Raw genomic sequence first — 18,869 nt, forward strand, 5'->3', positions numbered from 1 at the left:
CATTTATTTGTTAGCTGTTTTTACTGTCTTGTCTAATTATTTACATTGCAGCCAATAAAAAACGCCGCATTACGCGGCGTTTTGGCAGAAAGCGATGTCACTTTTCTAATTAGACAACGTGTACCGATGCAGTATTGGTTGTGCCGCTCTGAACCAGCGCGCCAGAAACCATCACCACAACATCACCTTTCTGAGCCAGACCGCTTTCCAGCGCCGCTTCTTTACCGATGCGGTAGAAGTCATCAGTAGAAGCGATTTCTTTGACCAGCTGAGTGATCACGCCTTTAGTCAGGATCAGTTGACGTGCGGTCACTTCGTTAGTGGTCAGAGCCAGAATAGTGGCGTGTGGGAAGTATTTACGCACGGCTTTGGCTGATTTACCGCCGCTAGTTGCGACAACAATCAGAGGCGCGTCCAGCTTCTCAGCGGTTTCAACGGCACCACGGCAAACGGCTTCGGTGATGCGCAGTTTGCGGTTTTCATTCTGACCGTCGATACGGCTTTGCATCACGCGGTCGGTACGGTCACAGATGGTTGCCATGATAGTCACGGCTTCCAGCGGATATTTACCTTTCGCACTTTCGCCAGACAGCATGACTGCGTCAGTACCGTCGATGATGGCGTTAGCCACGTCACCCGCTTCTGCGCGAGTAGGGCGTGGGTTTTTGATCATGGAATCGAGCATTTGGGTCGCAGTGATAACGACTTTACGCGCGCGGTTACATTTCTCAATCATCATCTTCTGCGCGAAGATAACTTCTTCAACTGGGATCTCAACGCCCAGGTCGCCACGAGCAACCATGATGCCGTCAGAAGCTTCGAGGATTTCGTCGAAGTTGTTCAGACCTTCTTGGTTTTCGATTTTAGAGATGATCTGGATGTGCTCGCCACCGTGTGCTTTCAGGTGTTCGCGAATTTCCAGCACGTCAGAACGTTTACGAATGAAAGAAGCTGCAACGAAATCAACGTTTTGCTCGCAACCGAAGATCAAGTCACGTTTGTCTTTTTCAGCCAGAGCTGGCAGAGCGATAGAAACGCCCGGCAGGTTAACGCCTTTGTTTTCGCCAAGGTCGCCGTTGTTCAGCACTTTACAGGTTACTTCGGTTTCAGTGACGTTGGTCACTTCCATACCGATCAGGCCGTCATCAACCAGAATGGTGTTACCGATTTTCAGGTCTGCTGCGAAACCCGCGTAAGTTACCGCTACGCGCTCGCTGTTACCGATCACGGATTGGTCAGTAGTAAAGGTGTAAGTCTGACCAGCAACCAGCACAGCGTCTTTGCCGCCTTCCAGTTTCATGGTGCGGATTTCTGGACCTTTGGTGTCCAGCAGGATGCCCGCTTTATGACCAGTTTTAGCCATAACGTTGCGGATGTTCTTGATGCGCTGACCGTGTTCTTCGTAATCACCGTGAGAGAAGTTCAAACGCATAACGTTCATGCCTGCATCAAGCAGTTTGGTCAGCATTTCTTCAGATTCGGTTTTTGGGCCGATGGTACAAACAATTTTGGTCTTTTTCATGACGATTTTATCTACAAGTTGTGATGGATTGGGAATATGTTCGCCCGGCAGCGCTGCTGCCCACGAGAAATTTGGGTGGTGCCTGGTTGATTCAAAACAATACTAAGCGTAGGCGACTGGAGAAGAAATGGTGTGTAAAGTTCAGCCAAGGCATGGCTTTCTGTACGATTAATCATCGTCTTGGGTAAGGTGCTGCTTTTATACGTACGATATCGACAGATCAAGGGGCTGAAACCATTCAATCGAAGAGACGGTGCGTATTATAGGGGGTAAGCGGCGGGAAACAAAATAAAAAACATGACGCTGCGCAAGCTTCTGGCATCTGAGAGGCGTTCGTTGCGCAAATCGCCGAAACGGGCAGGGGAGAAATCACTATAGGTACTATTTTGAGCAGGATAAAGGCTAACGAGTGGCTTGGGTTCTAGGATCTAATACTGAAATTGAACAATGTTGGGATTTGAATACGAAGAAGACGTGACTGCAAAGTTATGGAGAGAAGGAGTGTTCATCTGGTGCGTCCGAGTGGACTCGAACCACCGACCCCCACCATGTCAAGGTGGTGCTCTAACCAACTGAGCTACGGACGCATCGTTTTCTGTCTGCCAGTGCGGCAGCGGGGACGAATATTAGCGACCTACCCGATGACTGGCAAGGGAAAAAAAACATTTTACGACGATATTGTGACTGAGTGGTGCGCTAATGTTCATTGCGTTGATTTTTTAAACATTAATGCTGGCAGGCTTAGCCGCCGGAAACGGTTGTCCGGCGGCTAAGTTGTGCTGCAAAGCAGATTATCGGCGCGCTTTATCCAAAATGACGAATGAAGATTGGTTCTGGATCCAGCGAATCCGCAGCGACACCATCACCGCCGCGAAGGTCAGCCCGATAATAAAGCCCCACCAGAAACCACTTGGCCCCATTCGCGGCACTACCCAGTCGGTCAGACCCAGCGTGTAGCCAATCGGCAGCCCCAGCACCCAGTAGGCAACAAAAGTAATGTAGAAGATAGAACGCGTGTCTTTATAGCCGCGCAGTACGCCAGTGCCGATCACCTGAATGGCATCTGAGATCTGATAAACCGCCGCCAGCAGCATCAGGCTGGAGGCTAGCGCCACCACCTCCGGGCTGTCGTTATACAGCGCGGCGATCTGTTCACGGAAAATCACCGAGAGAGACGCCGTGAAGCAGGCAATCACCACCCCGGTGAAAATACTGGTGCGGGCTGACACGCGGGCCCCTTCCACCGAGGACTCGCCCAGGCGCGAACCCACGCGGATGGTGGTCGCCATGCCCAAAGAGAGCGGAATGACGAACATCAGCGAGCCTAGGCTTAGGGCTATCTGGTGACTTGCCACGGCGACAATGCCCAGTGGAGAAACCAGCAGCGCGACGATGGCGAACAGCGTCACTTCGAAAAACAGCGCTAAACCAATTGGCAGGCCCAGCGAGGTTAAGCGTTTAAGGGTGGCCCAATCCGGCTTGGCAAAACGGCTCTGCGCTACAATGTCCTTCATGAAGTAAGCATGCTTCACGTAGTAACGCATCATCAGGAACATCACCCAGTAGACCGTGCCTGTCGCCACGCCGCAGCCAACGCCGCCCAGCGCCGGTGCGCCAAAGTGACCATAGATGAAGATGTAGTTGAGCGGAATATTGACCATTAGCCCAACGAAACCAAAGATCATCCCCGGCTTGGTTTTCGACAACCCTTCGCACTGCACGCGCAGCACTTGGAAGAACAGGTAGCCCGGCGCGCCCCACATGATGGCATGCAAGTAACCAATGGCTTTCTCTTTCAGCTCTTCATCCACGTTATGCATCAGGCCGATGATGTGCTCGCAATTATAGATGACGGCCATGATCAGCACCGACACGCCCGCCGCCAGCCAAAAACCTTGCTGTACCTGATGGGCAATTTTATCCCGTCGGCCGGCCCCGTTGAGATGGGCCACGGTCGGGCTAAGCGCCAGCACCAGGCCATGCCCCAATAAGATGGCTGGCAGCCAGATAGAGGTACCGACGGCCACCGCGGCCATGTCCGTTGCGCTGACCGAGCCAGCCATGATGGTGTCCACCACGCCCATTGCGGTTTGAGCAATTTGAGCAAAGATGACGGGAACAGCGAGCGCTAATAAGACACGCGCTTCTGTAAGGTACTTCTGCACGTATACACCTTTATATGGTTAATCCTTCGTTCCTGAAGTTATCGCGTCGAGAGCCGTACACCGGAGAGGGGAATATTTCCTATAAACATTCCCAAAGGCGCTTCACGTGCTGTATTGCCGAAACTCCAACCACGTTGGACAGTGATTAAATTAAGAAAACGTCATGGAAAACATGACGCTAAAATAGCGGGAAATAGCCCGAAGATTGTACATCTTAAGATTTTTTAAGCAATAAAGCTGTTAATGTCGAGTTAAATAATGCGCTTTTACATCGGGTTGATATTTTAGATTCATTGATTTGGCTTTCCTTCAATTCTGCGGCAAACTGACGGATAAGAGACAAGCATTTAATGAGGCATGACCTATGTTTACCGGTATTGTTCAGGGCACAGGAACGCTAGTGTCCATCGATGAAAAACCTAACTTCCGTACCCACGTTGTCAAAATGCCAGCCCATATGCTGGACAACCTCGAGCTTGGCGCGTCGGTTGCTCACAATGGTTGTTGCCTTACCGTCACGGAAGTTAAGGGGGATCTGGTGAGCTTCGACTTGGTTAAAGAGACGCTGCGCCTGACCAATCTGGGTGATTTGCAGCCCGGTGCCGAGGTAAATCTCGAGCGCGCAGCGCGATTTGATGATGAAATCGGCGGCCACTTAATGTCGGGGCATATTATTTGTACGGCTGAAGTGGCGAAAATTCTGACCTCAGAAAATAACCGTCAAATCTGGTTCCGCATGCCTCACGAAGATTTAATGAAATATGTGCTGCATAAAGGTTTCATTGGCATTGATGGCATTAGCCTGACCGTCGGTGAAGTGACCAAAACCCGTTTCTGCGTGCATCTAATTCCTGAAACGCTGCAAAGAACCACCTTAGGCGCGAAACGTCTGGGGGATAAAATCAATATTGAAATCGACCCGCAGACCCAGGCGATCGTTGACACCGTTGAGCGCGTGTTGGCAAGCCGCGAAGCCGCGATGGCTACCGCGCAGGCGCTGGCCGAACAGCAAGAGCACTAATTTATAAAATAAAAAATAGCGCAATAAAAAAGCCGGGCAGCTCTTCACTGTCCGGCTTTTTTTCGTCTGTTACTTAGCGTGGAACGCGAATACCGCCTTCGACGCCTTGCGCGCTGAACACCACCTGCCACAACTGAATGTCACGGGCGCGGAAGGCGCCGGCACAGGCATTAAGATAATAAGTAAACATTCTGTAGAAGCGATCGCCGTAACGTTCTGCCAGAGAAGGCCATGCCTGCTGGAAACGTTCATACCACGCCATCAGCGTCCTGTCGTAATCCGCCCCGATGTTGTGCCAATCTTCCATCACAAACAGTGATTCACTGGTTTGCGCGATTTGCTGAACGGAAGGCAAGCAGCCATTAGGGAAAATATACTTATCGATCCACGGGTCAACGTTAAGGTCGGTTTTATTCGAACCAATAGTATGCAGAAGGAATAACCCGTCTGGCTTAATATTGCGTTTCGCCACGTTAAAGTAAGTCTGATAATTCTTCGGACCCACGTGTTCGAACATGCCCACGGACACAATACGATCAAACTGATCGTTCAGGTCGCGGTAGTCTTGCAGCAAAATAGTGACGTCGAGGCCCTTGCAGCGCTCTTGTGCCATTTTTTGTTGCTCAGCAGAGATAGTGACTCCAACAACGCTAACGCCGTAATTTTTCGCTGCGAATTCCGAAAGCCCACCCCAACCACAGCCGATGTCGAGCAAGCGCATGCCCGGCTTCAATTGCAGCTTATCGCAAATCATTTTTAATTTTGCTTCCTGAGCCTGTTCGAGCGTGGTCGCGTCTTTCCAGTAACCGCAGGAATATTGCATATAGGGGTCTAACATCAGACTGAACAAGTCGTTGCCCAAGTCGTAATGCTCTTTGCCCACAATCCAGGCGCGTTTTCTGGATTGAAGATTGGTTAGCCGTGCGGCTGCAATGCGGAGTGTATCTTTAAAATGGCGCGGGAGTTTAGTCTCAAGACCGGCGTTAATGACCCGCTGGAAGAACATATCAAGACGTTCGCATTCCCACCAGCCGTCCATATAGCTTTCGCCCAGACCCAAAGAACCTTCCTGTAAAACACGCTTGAAGAAATCAGGGTTTTTTACTTTTATATCAAAAGGTCGAGTACCATTAATCTGGATATCGGCCATCCCGAGCATTTCATTGGCGATGCGATACCATTGATTATCTTGAATACTCAGGTCTTCTACACACGATGAACTCATAGCTTCTCCATCACTTTCTCTTCTGACTTATTAACCTGCCAAGAAAATATTAGGCAATTTATGCAGGTCATTATGAGAACAGACGGTTAATCCGCCTTGTCTGATATGCGACTATGAACAGAGGAAATAATTAGAAGAACACCCACTGCCACCAAGAGTATGGGTGAAAAATCCATTTTATAAAGTGTGATGCACTCCCCGCATCGACAACAAGTTGTGATAAAAGTTTTGGTAAAATGTTATTTTTTTAGGTTCGATTGAGTATATGCCCGCCTTTCCGCATTCTCAATAATAAATCGTGCGGGGCGAGCATATACTTTAAGTGATTGTTACAGAGGGTAATTATGACGATCCGTTAGCATGTTAAGCATCGTTTCGCGATAATTCTCCTCCGGCAGCTACCGCTACCGCAGTCGCCTGTTTCTCACCTTTTTTGGCCATAAAAAATCCCAGTCCAACCAAGACAACGGTGCCAAGCATTACCGTCACCGTGGCCAGAAGTGGCAGGGCAATAAAAGTGGAAACCAACAGGCTGGCAACAAAACACAAACCTAATTGTAGTGTATTTTGCAGTGCAGCAGCCTTGCCTGTATTAGCAGGAAATGACATTAATGCATTTGCTACAACAATTGGATAGCACGCACCATTCACCAAAGCCATTAAACAGAAGGGAATGAGCAGGGTGATTAGCGTGGCGTGAGTCAGGGCTGCCACCAGATAAAGCGCCACGACGCTCAGGGTGTAACCCGCCAGCAGCCAAGGCAGAATGCGGTTGCCGTCAATTTTGGCGATCAGCAAACGGCAGCCGAAGCCCCCCACCAAAAATGCAATTGTCTGCGGAACATAGCTCAGACCAATCACTCCCGGCGTGTAACCCATATCACTCAAAATAAAGGGTGAACCCGTCAGCCACGCAAAGAAACCGGCCGAACACGCAGCGTAAATCATCACGTTGCCGCTAAACGCTGGCGAAGCCATCAGGCGGAAGAAGCTGATGTTGTCAGCCTTTTTCTCGCCACTGGCTTTTTTGGCTTCTTTAATGCGGAAAGAGAAGGCCAGCAACAGCACGCCGACGGCCAACAGCAGGGCAAAAATGGCCTGCCAGTCGAAATGGTTAAGCACCCATGCACCAAGCAGCGGGGCGAGCGCTGGAGAGAGCGCGACCAGCGGCATGATAGTCGCAAAGGTGCGTTTCGCCACTTCAGACGAGTAGCGATCAACCACCAGCGCCTGCCAGCTCACTGCCGCAGCACACACGCCGATGGCTTGCAGGAAGCGCAGACCGAGCAGCAGATAAATATTTTCAACCCACAGCATCCCCAGACAGCCCAGCGCGAACAGCGTCAGTCCGGCAATCAGTACCGGGCGGCGACCCATGCGATCGGAGAGTGGCCCCCAGACCAGTTGGCCAATGGCAAAGCCGCCTAAGAAGATACTGAGGCTGGCGCTGATCAGGCCCGGCGTGGTGACTAAGGAGGTTTGCATCGCGCTGAATGCAGGCAGGTACATATCGGTGGCTAAAAAGCCCAGCATACTCAGCCCGGCGAGGTAGAGCATAAATCCAAAGGAGGGTTTCATTTTTCTCTTCTTAGATGCGATGTATCAATGACGTTACGTGGTGGCAAACAAATGCAGGAAAACTCCTGAGAAGTTTAAGTGTTTGGTAAAGGCGTTGTGAAACGCTAATATTTGCAGTGTTCTATCAAAAATATTGAAAGCAAGCCGGGGGCGAATGAAATGTGGTCAGAATACTCGTTAGAAGTGGTAGACGCCGTGGCGCGCACCGGCAGTTTTAGCGCGGCAGCCGTGGAGCTGCACCGCGTGCCCTCGGCGGTGAGTTATACCGTCCGCCAACTGGAACAGTGGCTGGCCGTGCCGCTGTTTGAGCGCCGCCATCGCGATGTGGAATTAACCCCGGCCGGGCAGGTTTTTGTCGAGGATGCGCGGTTGCTTATCAAAAAAATGATGGCGACCCGCCGCCAGTGCCAGCAGGTGGCAAATGGCTGGCGCGGCCAGCTCAGCGTGGCGGTTGACCGTATAGTTAAGCCAGAAAGGGCGCGGCGGCTAGTGACGGATTTCTATCGCACCTTCCCGGACACCGAGCTGATTATTCATTCCGAAGTGTTCAACGGCGTGTGGGATGCGCTGGTTGATGGCCGCGCTGACGTCGCCATCGGCGCCACCCGCGCGGTGCCCACCGGCGGGCGTTTTAGCTTTCGCGACATGGGCTTTATGGATTGGCACTGCGTGGTCAGCCCGAGCCATCCGCTGGCGGCGTTGCCCGCGCCGCTGATTGACGACCAGCTGCGAGAGTACCCCGCGCTATGTCTGGAAGACACCTCGCGTAGCTTACCCAAGCGCGATACCTGGACCTTGGATAATCAGCGTCGGCTGGTGGTGCCGGACTGGACCTGCGCCATTGAGTGCCTGTGCGCGGGGCTGTGTGTCGGCATGATGCCCGTCCATATGGTGGATAAATGGCTCGAGCAGGATAAGCTTCGCGTTTTGCAACTGGCTACGGATTTCCCGGAAAGCGCCTGCTGCCTGACGTGGGACCAAAGCAATCAGTCGCCCGCGCTGGCGTGGCTGCTGGACTATCTCGGCGACAGTGAAACCATGAATCAGGAGTGGTTGCGCAATTAAAAACGCCTGCATGGGAGCAGGCGTTGGTCGGTTCACTATTTTATTCGCGGCGCGCTATTAACGACGATAGTCGCGATACGGGCCGTCGGCCACTGAGCGGCGCTCAACCAGTTTCGGATGAACCTCGATGGTTTGCGACTCTTCGCGCTTGCTGACAATACGGTCGAGCAGCATGGTGAAGGCCATCTCGCCCAGACGCTCTTTCGGCTGGTGGATGGTGGTCAGGGCTGGAGAAAAGTAGCGCGCGTTACGCACGTTATCATAGCCGATCACCGAAATGTCTTGCGGCACGCGCAGGCCCATTTCGTCAGCGGCACAGATTGCCCCCATCGCCATCACGTCGCCGCCGCAGAAAACGGCGGTCGGGCGCTGCTTCTGCATCAAAATCTTGTGCATCGCCTGATAGCCGGATTCCGGCTCGAAATCCCCTTGCACTACCCACTCTTCGCGCAGCGGAATATTGGCTTCGGTTAAGGCTTTGACGAAGCCCTGGAAGCGACCGCCGCCGGTGTTGCGGGCTAGCTGGCCGGGGATCACGCCGATATCGCGATGACCGCGTTCAATCAGATAGCGCCCGGCCATGTAGCCGCCTTCAAAGGCGTTATCAATAATGCTGTCGGTGAAATTCTTGCGCGCTTCGCCCCAGTCCATCACCACCATAGGGATGGAGCGATACTCTTCGAGCATGTCCAACAGGGCGTCCGGGTATTCGGCGCACATCACCAATAAGCCGTCGACGCGCTTTTGCGCCAGCATCGCCAGATAGGCCTGTTGCTTATCGAGGTTATTGTGCGAGTTACATAAAATCAGCGTATAGCCTTTGGCGAAGCAGCTATTTTCAACGGCTTCGATAACTTCGGCGAAGTAGGGCGCTTCGCTGGAGGTTGCCAACAAGCCGATAGACTTGGTGTTATTAACCTTGAGGCTGCGAGCCACGGCGCTAGGCGAGTAGTGCAGCTCTTTAATGGCAGTCTGCACGGCGGCTTTAGTTTCTTCGGCGACGAAACGTGTTTTATTGATGACGTGCGACACGGTAGTGGTGGAAACGCCAGCCCGCTTTGCGACATCTTTTATCGTTGCCATGAAAAGAATGACTCCTGTACCGACGTGCTCTGGCACGTTAGCATTATGTTAATCGTTTGCTTGCGTGGATTTGACTGCTGAACAATAAAAGCGCAGTGAAATCGTTGGTGGGTTTTTCAGAAAAGGACAGCTGTCTGAAAGAACATCGGGATGAATCGACCGGCACGCAGCGTGGTAACCGCGAATTTTCTCTTATATCGCGGAAAAGGGGAAGTAAAAAGTCTTGTTAAGGCAGGGAATGATCACGAGATTTTAGCGGGAAACTGTGAGAAACTGCTTTGGCACACAAACTGTATGGCTTACGGCGTGGCCGCATTTGATCCACAAGGAGTTTTCATGGACAGCAATCTGAAATTCGCATTGATCACGACAGTCGGCGCATTGGCAATGATTTTGGCCTTTAGCTTCACGGCGGTAATGCACTAATCCTCTCATTCCGAGTAGGGCTTAGGCGCGTTAAACCGTGTTCGGTTCTAGTTAGAAAAGTTAAATAAATAGAGAAAAGGGCGACCCCATCACTGGGATCGCCCTTTTTGTTTTCGTCTTGCTGTGCTCGAATTTGACTCAACAATTTCATAAGCGTTTCGTTAAATGCTATTCAGTGACTGATTAGCGGTGGGGCCGACTTAACGAATCGTTTTAGGCGTCATGACGCGACGCGCGCCAACATAGTGATCTTGCCAGTAATCGTCACCCAAGGAGGTGATTTTAATATCTTCACCGGTTCGCGGTGACTGGATAAACTTGCCGTTGCCGAGATACACGCCCACGTGGTCTGCTGCGCCGCGCTTGCTGATCCTGAAGAAGACTAAATCGCCACTCTCCAGTTCACCGCGTTTAACCGGCGCCGCGTCACGAAGGTGGTACATTTCGTTAGCGGTGCGCGGCATTTTAATGCGAATCAAATCTTTATAGGCGTAATACACTAAACCACTGCAATCAAATCCGGTATTCGGTGAAGTCCCACCCCAGCGATAAGGTTTGCCAACCTGATGCATCAACTTGGTCATCGCTGTTTGCTGCGCGTGTTGGTAACGTTTTTTGTGCGCGGCGCTTAATGTTATGGGTTTACTGTTTTTTGCCAGAACGTCTTTGTCACCTCGGTGACGCCCGTAAGCTTTTTTGCCGTTCTTTTTGGTTTCGTTCTTGGCCAGCGTTCGACTTTCTTTTTTGGTTTCGGTTTTGCGTAACGCGACTTTGGTGATTTTCTTTTCAGCTCGCTGATGGTGAGCAAGCTTGGCCGGTGCGGCCTTTTTCGTTTCTTTCGATTCTTTCGTTTTACTGGTTTTGGTTTTTTCTTCTTTTACCGGCTCTGCCTTGGACTTTTTACTGGTCTTGGCCACGGCTTTTCGCTTTCGGCGCTCATCGGGTTTAGCCTGACTCACGTGGCTTTTCTTATGATCGGCGGAAACGTTAGCGTTTGGCGCTGCGTGCGCCAAATTAAGAAATAGCTGGGTAAATAGCAGTACGGAAAGCGTAATCAATAAACGCATGGCGTCGTTACCAATATTGGCCCAAAGTTAAACATCATAGATGTCAGAGTATTGCCCAAATGAACCGGACAAAACAGCACGAAATGCCTCGATTCTAGATCATATTGTGAGAAAAAGTTAATAGCATTTTAAATGCTGAGAAAATAGTCATTAAACGGTTTTAAAAGCACCATATTTCAGTGAGTTGAAATAATGCTCTATGCCGTGCGGAAGGCTCATTCGGCAGTTAAATTTGTTAGGCAAAAATGTTATTCTGAATGACTGTTTATTTTTGCGACCTGTGAGGCATTTTAATAAAAATGGCACAGGCAGTTGAATAATGCATGGCGCAGTGGAGAAAAACCCTGCAAAAAATGGCGTTTTTATCCCATGCCAGCCATCGTTACAATAGAAGACAAGCGACAAAGGCTGCGGGTTCCCATAAGCAGCCTGCGCATAATGAGTAATGACCGTGACAGCCAGCTTTGGCTTGAGGAAGCAAGAAATGACCACACCAACTATTGAAAAGATCCAGAAGCAGGTTTCCGAAAACCCAATCCTTCTGTACATGAAAGGTTCACCTAAGCTGCCAAGCTGCGGTTTCTCTGCTCAGGCGGTTCAGGCTCTTTCTGCCTGTGGTGAGCGTTTCGCTTACGTTGATATCCTGCAAAACCCAGATATCCGTGCTGAAATGCCAAAATATGCTAACTGGCCAACCTTCCCGCAGCTGTGGGTAGACGGCGAGCTGGTTGGCGGTTGCGACATCGTGATTGAAATGTACCAGCGCGGTGAGCTACAGCAGCTGATCAAAGAAACTGCTGAGAAATACAAATCTTCTGAAGAGCAGCAACCTGAGTAATTTCAGGCTCCCGCTGTAATAGCAGAGCAAATAAAAAGAGCGGCCATCTGAGCCGCTCTTTTTTTATCTGTCGAATTCCGCCAAGCCCACTTATTCAGCCTGACTGTCTGTCTCGCTCGGCGCTGCAGTCTCATCGCCCACCGGCAGTGGCCAGCCACCAAGACGCTTCCAGCGGTTTACCAGTTCACAGAACAGCTTGGCCGTCTGCTCGGTGTCATACAGCGCCGAGTGCGCCTGGCTGCTGTCGAACACCATGCCGGCGCTGATACAGGCTTTCGCCAACACCGTCTGTCCGAGCACCAATCCGCTGAGTGCGGCGGTATCGAAAGTGGCAAAAGGGTGGAAAGGGTTGCGTTTCAGCCCGGCGCGCTCTGCGGCAGCCATCAGGAAGCTGTGATCGAAGTTGGCATTGTGCGCCACGATGATCGCCCGATTGCAGTTCTGCTCTTTCATTCCCTTGCGAATGGCTTTGAAAATCGCGTGTAGCGCATCATATTCGCTCACCGCGCCGCGCAGGGGGTTGGTCGGGTCTATGCCGTTAAAGGCCAGCGCCTCCGGTACCAGAATGGAACCCTCGAAAGGCTCGACGTGGAAATGCAACGTTTCGTCGCTCTCCAGCCAACCCTCGTCATCCATCTTTAACGTAATGGCGGCAATTTCTAGCAGCGCATCGGTCTGGGCGTTAAATCCTGCGGTTTCAACATCGATAACTACGGGATAAAAACCACGAAATCGGCCTCTCAGGGCGTTAATGTCACTATTCTCGGCCATTAGTTTCTTATCTTCATCGAATTCAGCCGGCATTATGACAAATTTTTCTGTCAGTTGCAGGAGGGGAGGAAAAAAGGGCAACAAAAAAGGGCGCTTATGCGCCCTTGATAGCGGAAGGCGGGATTAGTGACCCAGACCTTGACCCGCATGTTTAGATTCGATCAGCTCGATTTTGTAGCCGTCCGGGTCTTCGACGAAAGCGATGATGGTAGAACCGCCTTTCACCGGGCCGGCTTCGCGCGTCACGTTACCACCGGCTTTACGAATGTCTTCGCAAGTCTGGGCAACGTTATCTACGCCAAGAGCGATATGACCATAGGCCGTGCCGAGATCATAGCTTTCGACGCCCCAGTTGTAAGTCAGTTCGATCACTGCACCTTCGCTTTCATCGGTATAACCAACAAAGGCCAGAGAGTATTTGTATTCAGTATTTTCGCTGGTACGCAGCAGGCGCATGCCCAAAACATCGGTATAGAAACTGATTGAGCGTTGCAGGTCGCCAACGCGAAGCATGGTATGAAGTAAGCGCATAAATTCCTCTGAATGCAGGGGTAAGTAATAGATAACAGACTAACTGATATTCGCTATTCAGGCAAAAAAAGCGGCAGCCGGAGGGGCGGCTGCCGCAAGGGTCGATTTTTTGCACTAATGGCTTTTAAACCAACCCGTTAGTTACTCTTCGTTTTATAAGAACTCGCCGTTTTTATTGCGACTCGCGGTTTTTATAACGTCGGGTAGTCAGTGTAACCCTGAGCGCCGCCGCCGTAGAAAGTCTCTGGCTGTGGTTCGTTCAGTGGTGCATGGTTTCTCAGACGTTCAACCAAGTCTGGGTTTGCAATGTAGCTGCGGCCAAACGCCACGGCGTCAATGAAACCTTTTTCAATCAGGTCTTCGCCTTTCTCTGCGGTGTAAGCACCCGCGCCGACAATCACGCCTTTATAGTGGGCGCGGATCGCTGCACGGAACTCGTCAGAGTAAGGCTTGCCACCTGCCCAGTCTGGTTCAGAAATGTGCAGGTATGCCAGATTGCGTTTGTTCAGCTCATCGAGCAGGTACAGCGCGGCTTGTTCTTGATCTTCGCCATTGTCCAGACCGTTGAACGGGCCGAGTGGAGAAATACGAATACCCACGCGCTCTGCGCCAATCTCTTCGATAGCGGCATCAACCACTTCCAGCGTCAGGCGGGTGCGGTTTTCGATGCTGCCGCCGTACTGGTCGGTACGGTTGTTAGAAGCCGGAGCCATGAACTGGTGCAACAGGTAGCCGTGCGCGGCGTGCAGTTCGATGTAGTCGAAATCTGCTTCACGAGAGCAGGCCGCTGCGTGGCGGAAATCATTGATGATGCCTGGGATTTCGCTCAGTTCCAGCGCGCGTGGCGTCGGGGTGTCAACGCGAACGGCGTTGCCCTGTGCATCACGCAGGCTGGTACGGGTGTTGGCATTGATAGCCGAGGCCGACACCGGAGTTTGGTGGTCTGGCTGCACATCGTTGTGCGAAATACGGCCGGTGTGCCACAATTGAACGGCGATATGGCCGCCTTTGGCATGCACGCCAGCCACGATTTTTTTCCATGCAGCAGTCTGCTCTGGGGTGTGCAGGCCCGGTGCGCCAGCATAGCCTTTCGCCTGGAATGAAACCTGAGTCGCTTCAGTGATGATCAAACCTGAAGTGTGGCGTTGGCCATAATATTCACCCATCAGTGGGGTAGGGATATCACCCGGCTCAATGCTACGCAGACGAGTCAGTGGAGCCATGAATACGCGATTCGGTAAGGTTTTATTTCCGACAACAATCGGGGTAAAAAGCTTGGTCATTTTCTAAAACTCCTGAGTAATAGACTGGTCGGTCTGATTCATATCTTAAAAAAGAGGTCAAAAATTCGACCTGATTAAGTTTTCTGCGCGGCAACTCACCGCGCCGTTGACGCATTACCCTGACTGTCTTAAGACAATCAGGACTTATTCGGAACCTGCAAAAAAGTTTCTATCGTTTCTACCGCAGTAGCCAGCGGGGTGACAGAGCGTTTGATCTTAGCCAGCAATGACGCACCCAGCCACATAGAGTAGAGCGCTGACGCCGTGGCTGCCGGGGAGAACGGCACCTGAAGCGACCCTTCGGCAATGCCTTTTTCCACCGCATCTTTTAAGCGACCCACCACCCGCACGGTGCCTTGTTCCAGGGCATGACGCATAGGCTCTGACAGGTCACTGACCTCTGCCGACAGCTTCACCGCCAGACAGGCATTGTGATTCTCGCTGGCGCAGAAGTTGGTAATAGTCTGCGCGTAATAGTTCAGCAGATGTTGACGCTGATTCCCCTGCGGCGCGCTGAACATAGCCAGCAGATGCGCATCATAACTGTCGTAATAACGCTGAATCATTGCCTCACCAAAGGCCTCTTTCGAGCGAAAATGGTGATAGAACGAGCCTTTAGGCACTTCGGCCTTTTTCAGCAGTTCAGTCAGCCCCATGCCGTTAAAGCCCAGTCGTAAACTGAGTTCCTGGCCGGTTGCCAATAAATGTTCGCGTGTATCGCAATGTGAATGTGTCATCTTGTTCATGCTGCTGAGAGTATTAGACCGATCAGTCTAGGTCAATCTTAAATGTGGAGTAGAGCACATTTTGACACGTTGGCGCGACGCCGGGCAATCCGGCGCCGGGTAAATGGGGGTTGCGGGAATGCGTTAAAGCGTCTTCAATAAGAGTTCAATGCTCGATAGGGAGTCGCTGTGGCTCAACAGTTAGAGTTTTTTGACATTCCCAGCCCGTGCCGTGGTATCTGCCAGGCAGATAATCGCGGCTTCTGCCGTGGTTGCCTGCGCAGCCGCGAAGAGCGTTTTGGCTGGATGACCATGACGGACACTGAAAAGCGCCACGTGCTGCGCCTGTGTCATCAGCGCCTGTTGCGTTTGCAGCGCGCCGCCAAGAAACCCGATGACGACGCCCAGCCCGAACAGCCCACTCTTTTTTAATTTTTAGCACCAGCTCACCTTTCAACTTGCTCGCGTGGCGGAGATCAATACAGGCCGCTGCCAATTCTGTATGCTTAAACTATTCAGCTTTCAACTATTAACTCAATAACCTATCGATAGAGGTAATAACATGGATCCTCGTACCTTACTCTCCACCCAAGGCCCGGAATTCTCGCGCATGATTAGCGGGTACTGGCGTCTGATGGAGTGGAATATGACCCCGCAACAGCTGCTGAGCTTTATTGAAGAGCACGTTGAGCTGGGCATCACCACGGCGGACCACGCGGATATTTATGGCGGCTATGCCTGTGAAGCGGCTTTTGGCGAGGCAATGCGCCTCAAGCCCGCGCTGCGTGAAAAGATGGAGCTGGTGAGCAAATGCGGTATCGCCACCAAGGCGGACCCGGCGAATAAAATCGGCCACTACATCACCGACAGCCAATACATTATTGAGCGCGCCGAGAAGTCACTGACCAATCTGCACACCGACCGTCTGGACCTATTGCTGATCCACCGCCCGGACCCGTTAATGGATGCCGACGAAGTAGCAGAAGCCTTCACCAGCTTGCACAAAAGCGGCAAGGTGAAGCATTTCGGCGTGTCGAACTTCACCCCGGCGCAGTTCACCCTGTTGCAGTCACGCCTGCCGTTCGCGCTAGTGACCAATCAGCTTGAGATCTCCCCAATCCATCAGCCAGCCATTCTCGACGGCTCTTTAGATCTTTGCCAACAGCTTCGCATCAAGCCAATGGCCTGGTCCTGTCTGGGCGGCGGCCGTCTGTTTAGCGACGCTGAGTTCCAGCCGCTGCGCGATGAGCTGCAACAGGTCGCCGAAGAGATTGGCGCGGACAGTATTGAGCAGGTGGTCTATGCGTGGGTGCTGCGCCTGCCGTCTCAGCCGCTGCCAATTATTGGCTCTGGCAAAATCGACCGCGTGAAGTCGGCGTGGAAGTCATTGTCCTTGGAGATGACGCGCCAGCAGTGGTTCCGTATTCGCAAGGCGGCTTTGGGCTACGATGTACCTTAATTAATGCTTTTCCTTGGCGCTGTAGCGGCGTTTTGCCACAGCGCCATTGCCTCTGAGTTATGCCTGTGTCGGCTGTGAACTATTATTCTCAGCCGCCACTTCTTCGATAGAAATCGCCTGCTGTAGCTGTGACAGCGAGCAATACAATCGCCAAATAATCCCCGCCAGTTCCCGCGCTGATTCATCAGGATGATGCGCCAAGGATTCGCTGATCCGCGATAACTCCGCCAAACTTGAATCCAGCACCGTATGGCTGACGCCGCGTTCGGTCATGATGCCTTTCAGGCAGTGAATGCAGACATCCCGCACCGCAGAAAGCGGGTCCGAGCGAATCTCCCACTCGCGCAGCTGCCAGACGATATGGCTGCAATTGAGCAGCACCACGCCCCAACGCAGCAGCCAAGTCCGCGAAACCTGATCTTTACTTTGATTGAGCTGGTTGATGCGATGATAAATCAGCGATTCAAACTGCAAATGGCTCAGCTGCGGCTTGCGACTTAGCTGGTCGATGAAGTCCCGGCGCAGGGCGCGGATAATGCGCCGACTTTTGCGTTTATCCGAGCTTGGTCGCAGCACTTGGAAAGCCACGCCTGCCAGCATCACGCCGACGATCCGGCCAATCCCATCATTGATAAACGCGCCGTAGTCGTAGCTCGGCGGGTTAGTCACCGCCAAAAATGAGCCGCTGAACACCAGCAGTTGTCCCCACAGCCCGGCGTACTTTTTGTACTGCAATTTCATCATCTGCATGGTGACTAAAATCGGTAGCAAAAAGGCGCAGAACACCCAGAAGTCATTCAGCTGGATCATCAACCCGAACTTAAGAATGAAGCAGCCGACAAACAGCAACAGCAGAGATTTAATCAGCAGAGTAATGCTGCTGATTGGCGATGCGGTGGAGGAGTAGAGCACGCAGCTGACGGCGGTCAGCGCCACCGCCGAGGTGCCGGAGCTCCACTGGGTGCTCATCCAAAACGCACAGGCAATCACGATACACAGGAAGGTACGCAAGCCGTTATAGGCCGCTTCGTAGGTGTCGGTGTGCTCGGTGAGGCGGCTGGCGCGCGGCGGCTGCAAGAATTCCACCTGCGCCGCGTTGGTGTTTTCCACCCGACGCAGCCAGCGCTCGTTATGCAGATAGAGCCAGCAGAAGTCGCGCAGCCTTTTCCAAAACGCCTGATAACGGTAGTCGGAGGTGTCGTGCGGCTTGATTTGGCTGAGGATGCGGGCAATTTTGTATTTGTTGCTTTCCGGATCACGCAGCGCCTCAATCAAGGTTTCCAGCGTTTCATAAAGATGTTCGGGAGGCTGCGGCCAGTTGAGCAACATGCGGCGCAGGCTGGAGATGTAACTGGTCATACGCAGCTGCTGGTGGAGCAGGTAATTGAGCAGATTATTTTGCCGCCGCAGCCGATAGTGGCTCCAGACCGCCTGAATACGCAGCAAATTCATGGTGAGGATCTGGCCAATTACGCCCTCGTGCGAGGTGCGAATTTGCTCGGTGATATCTGGCCGCCACAGCAGTTTTGCGTGATCCAGCAACTGGGCATGCATCTTGCGCAGCGAAGTGAGCAGGGCGTCGCCGTCGGAGGTGCTAGGCAGGATCATCATCATAAAGCCGCCGCACAGGATGCCGGTGATCACTTCACACACGCGGGCCTGGGCGATGTCGAAAATTTTGCCAGTGTCAGTCACGTTAACGGTGGAAAACGCGATGATGGCGGCGGTGTAGCCCGCTAGAGCGAAAGCGTAGGAGACGTTGTTTTGATAGTGGTTGGAAACGTAAGTGCACAGCCCCAGCCACGCGGCGATGGCAAAGGTGAATAACCAAGGTTCATTCAGGCAGTGTCCGGCAATCAGCACCGAGGCCAGCGCGCCGAGCAGGCTGCCAATTACCCGGCCAATGCTCTTACTAATAACGCCGCCCACGGTGGGGAAGCTCACCACGGCGGCGGAGGTCAGCGCCCAGTATGGGTCATCCAGCTGCAATACGAAGGCGATGTACAGCGACAGGCACATGGCGATTGAATTGCGCAGAGCGTAGCGCCACTGGCCACCAGTAGCTTTGCCCCACGGAGTATTTTTCCATTCAAGCCAAGAGAGATTCACG

At 52.3% G+C, this 18,869-nt stretch carries 17 protein-coding genes and 1 tRNA gene; 6 read left to right on the forward strand and 12 right to left on the reverse strand.

Annotated elements, in window-relative coordinates; genetic code table 11:
* Positions 1-109: 109 nt before the first annotated feature.
* The 3 genes from pykF to SBO83_RS03280 form a co-directional block, all read right to left on the reverse strand.
* Positions 110-1,522, reverse strand: a complete 1,413-nt coding sequence (pykF, locus tag SBO83_RS03270) for a pyruvate kinase PykF (protein WP_396130436.1) — start codon at positions 1,520-1,522, stop codon at positions 110-112.
* 510 nt (positions 1,523-2,032) lie between these two features.
* A tRNA-Val gene (locus SBO83_RS03275) sits at positions 2,033-2,109 on the reverse strand.
* A 204-nt stretch (positions 2,110-2,313) separates the two neighbouring features.
* Positions 2,314-3,687, reverse strand: a complete 1,374-nt coding sequence (locus SBO83_RS03280; protein ID WP_353502419.1) for an MATE family efflux transporter — start codon at positions 3,685-3,687, stop codon at positions 2,314-2,316.
* Positions 3,688-4,051: 364 nt separating this feature from the next.
* On the opposite strand from SBO83_RS03280, the gene SBO83_RS03285 reads away from it, so the two are divergent.
* On the forward strand, positions 4,052-4,708 hold the full coding sequence (locus tag SBO83_RS03285; protein WP_353502418.1) for a riboflavin synthase subunit alpha: 657 nt from the start codon (positions 4,052-4,054) through the stop codon (positions 4,706-4,708).
* A gap of 73 nt (positions 4,709-4,781) precedes the next feature.
* On the opposite strand, the gene cfa is transcribed toward SBO83_RS03285, so the two are convergent.
* Positions 4,782-5,933 carry a cyclopropane fatty acyl phospholipid synthase gene (cfa, locus tag SBO83_RS03290; RefSeq protein WP_396130437.1) on the reverse strand — a complete coding sequence of 384 codons (1,152 nt, stop codon included), beginning with the start codon at positions 5,931-5,933 and terminating at the stop codon, positions 4,782-4,784.
* 363 nt (positions 5,934-6,296) lie between these two features.
* Positions 6,297-7,511, reverse strand: coding sequence for a purine nucleoside transporter PunC (gene punC, locus SBO83_RS03295; protein ID WP_396130438.1), 1,215 nt, complete (start codon positions 7,509-7,511; stop codon positions 6,297-6,299).
* Between the two features lie 159 nt (positions 7,512-7,670).
* Here punC and punR point away from each other — a divergent pair, with 159 nt between their 5' ends.
* Positions 7,671-8,576, forward strand: a complete 906-nt coding sequence (gene punR, locus SBO83_RS03300; protein ID WP_396130439.1) for a DNA-binding transcriptional activator PunR — start codon at positions 7,671-7,673, stop codon at positions 8,574-8,576.
* A gap of 57 nt (positions 8,577-8,633) precedes the next feature.
* Here punR and purR read toward each other — a convergent pair whose 3' ends face one another.
* Positions 8,634-9,659, reverse strand: a complete 1,026-nt coding sequence (gene purR / locus SBO83_RS03305; RefSeq protein ID WP_034791139.1) for an HTH-type transcriptional repressor PurR — start codon at positions 9,657-9,659, stop codon at positions 8,634-8,636.
* Between the two features lie 150 nt (positions 9,660-9,809).
* Between purR and cydH the strand changes: the two genes are divergently transcribed.
* A complete protein-coding gene (gene cydH, locus SBO83_RS03310) occupies positions 9,810-10,085 on the forward strand; it encodes a cytochrome bd-I oxidase subunit CydH (RefSeq protein WP_353502414.1) in 276 nt (91 codons plus the stop codon).
* Between the two features lie 200 nt (positions 10,086-10,285).
* Here the strand turns inward: cydH and SBO83_RS03315 are convergent, their stop codons facing one another.
* Positions 10,286-11,152 carry an NlpC/P60 family protein gene (locus SBO83_RS03315; RefSeq protein ID WP_396130440.1) on the reverse strand — a complete coding sequence of 289 codons (867 nt, stop codon included), beginning with the start codon at positions 11,150-11,152 and terminating at the stop codon, positions 10,286-10,288.
* 484 nt (positions 11,153-11,636) lie between these two features.
* Here SBO83_RS03315 and SBO83_RS03320 point away from each other — a divergent pair, with 484 nt between their 5' ends.
* Positions 11,637-11,990: a Grx4 family monothiol glutaredoxin gene (locus SBO83_RS03320; protein WP_353502412.1), complete on the forward strand. Its 354-nt coding sequence runs from the start codon at positions 11,637-11,639 to the stop codon at positions 11,988-11,990.
* 90 nt (positions 11,991-12,080) lie between these two features.
* On the opposite strand, the gene rnt is transcribed toward SBO83_RS03320, so the two are convergent.
* The 4 genes from rnt to SBO83_RS03340 all read right to left on the reverse strand — a co-directional run bounded on the left by rnt (position 12,081) and on the right by SBO83_RS03340 (position 15,321).
* A complete protein-coding gene (gene rnt / locus SBO83_RS03325; protein ID WP_396130441.1) occupies positions 12,081-12,794 on the reverse strand; it encodes a ribonuclease T in 714 nt (237 codons plus the stop codon).
* A 90-nt stretch (positions 12,795-12,884) separates the two neighbouring features.
* Entirely contained in the window at positions 12,885-13,292 is a 408-nt protein-coding gene (gene gloA / locus SBO83_RS03330) for a lactoylglutathione lyase (RefSeq protein ID WP_353502410.1), read from the reverse strand.
* A 191-nt stretch (positions 13,293-13,483) separates the two neighbouring features.
* A complete protein-coding gene (locus SBO83_RS03335; RefSeq protein ID WP_396130442.1) occupies positions 13,484-14,575 on the reverse strand; it encodes an alkene reductase in 1,092 nt (363 codons plus the stop codon).
* A gap of 137 nt (positions 14,576-14,712) precedes the next feature.
* Positions 14,713-15,321, reverse strand: a complete 609-nt coding sequence (locus SBO83_RS03340) for a TetR family transcriptional regulator C-terminal domain-containing protein (RefSeq protein WP_396130443.1) — start codon at positions 15,319-15,321, stop codon at positions 14,713-14,715.
* A gap of 168 nt (positions 15,322-15,489) precedes the next feature.
* Between SBO83_RS03340 and SBO83_RS03345 the strand changes: the two genes are divergently transcribed.
* A complete protein-coding gene (locus SBO83_RS03345) occupies positions 15,490-15,732 on the forward strand; it encodes a DUF1289 domain-containing protein (protein WP_034791122.1) in 243 nt (80 codons plus the stop codon).
* A 130-nt stretch (positions 15,733-15,862) separates the two neighbouring features.
* Positions 15,863-16,759, forward strand: a complete 897-nt coding sequence (locus tag SBO83_RS03350) for an aldo/keto reductase (protein WP_396130444.1) — start codon at positions 15,863-15,865, stop codon at positions 16,757-16,759.
* Positions 16,760-16,816: 57 nt separating this feature from the next.
* Here the strand turns inward: SBO83_RS03350 and SBO83_RS03355 are convergent, their stop codons facing one another.
* Positions 16,817-18,868: an FUSC family protein gene (locus SBO83_RS03355; RefSeq protein ID WP_396130445.1), complete on the reverse strand. Its 2,052-nt coding sequence runs from the start codon at positions 18,866-18,868 to the stop codon at positions 16,817-16,819.
* Position 18,869 lies beyond the last annotated feature (1 nt).

This window comes from Ewingella allii (assembly GCF_044430645.1).
In the GTDB taxonomy this organism is placed as follows: domain Bacteria; phylum Pseudomonadota; class Gammaproteobacteria; order Enterobacterales; family Enterobacteriaceae; genus Ewingella; species Ewingella allii.

Coding starts and splice junctions, on each gene's coding strand:
- pykF (WP_396130436.1), bottom strand. CDS start 1,522: ATGAAAAAGACCAAAATTGTTTGTACCATCGGCCCAAAAACCGAATCT.
- SBO83_RS03285 (WP_353502418.1), top strand. CDS start 4,052: ATGTTTACCGGTATTGTTCAGGGCACAGGAACGCTAGTGTCCATCGAT.
- cfa (WP_396130437.1), bottom strand. CDS start 5,933: ATGAGTTCATCGTGTGTAGAAGACCTGAGTATTCAAGATAATCAATGG.
- punC (WP_396130438.1), bottom strand. CDS start 7,511: ATGAAACCCTCCTTTGGATTTATGCTCTACCTCGCCGGGCTGAGTATG.
- punR (WP_396130439.1), top strand. CDS start 7,671: ATGTGGTCAGAATACTCGTTAGAAGTGGTAGACGCCGTGGCGCGCACC.
- purR (WP_034791139.1), bottom strand. CDS start 9,659: ATGGCAACGATAAAAGATGTCGCAAAGCGGGCTGGCGTTTCCACCACT.
- cydH (WP_353502414.1), top strand. CDS start 9,810: ATGAATCGACCGGCACGCAGCGTGGTAACCGCGAATTTTCTCTTATAT.
- SBO83_RS03315 (WP_396130440.1), bottom strand. CDS start 11,152: ATGCGTTTATTGATTACGCTTTCCGTACTGCTATTTACCCAGCTATTT.
- SBO83_RS03320 (WP_353502412.1), top strand. CDS start 11,637: ATGACCACACCAACTATTGAAAAGATCCAGAAGCAGGTTTCCGAAAAC.
- rnt (WP_396130441.1), bottom strand. CDS start 12,794: ATGCCGGCTGAATTCGATGAAGATAAGAAACTAATGGCCGAGAATAGT.
- gloA (WP_353502410.1), bottom strand. CDS start 13,292: ATGCGCTTACTTCATACCATGCTTCGCGTTGGCGACCTGCAACGCTCA.
- SBO83_RS03335 (WP_396130442.1), bottom strand. CDS start 14,575: ATGACCAAGCTTTTTACCCCGATTGTTGTCGGAAATAAAACCTTACCG.
- SBO83_RS03340 (WP_396130443.1), bottom strand. CDS start 15,321: ATGAACAAGATGACACATTCACATTGCGATACACGCGAACATTTATTG.
- SBO83_RS03350 (WP_396130444.1), top strand. CDS start 15,863: ATGGATCCTCGTACCTTACTCTCCACCCAAGGCCCGGAATTCTCGCGC.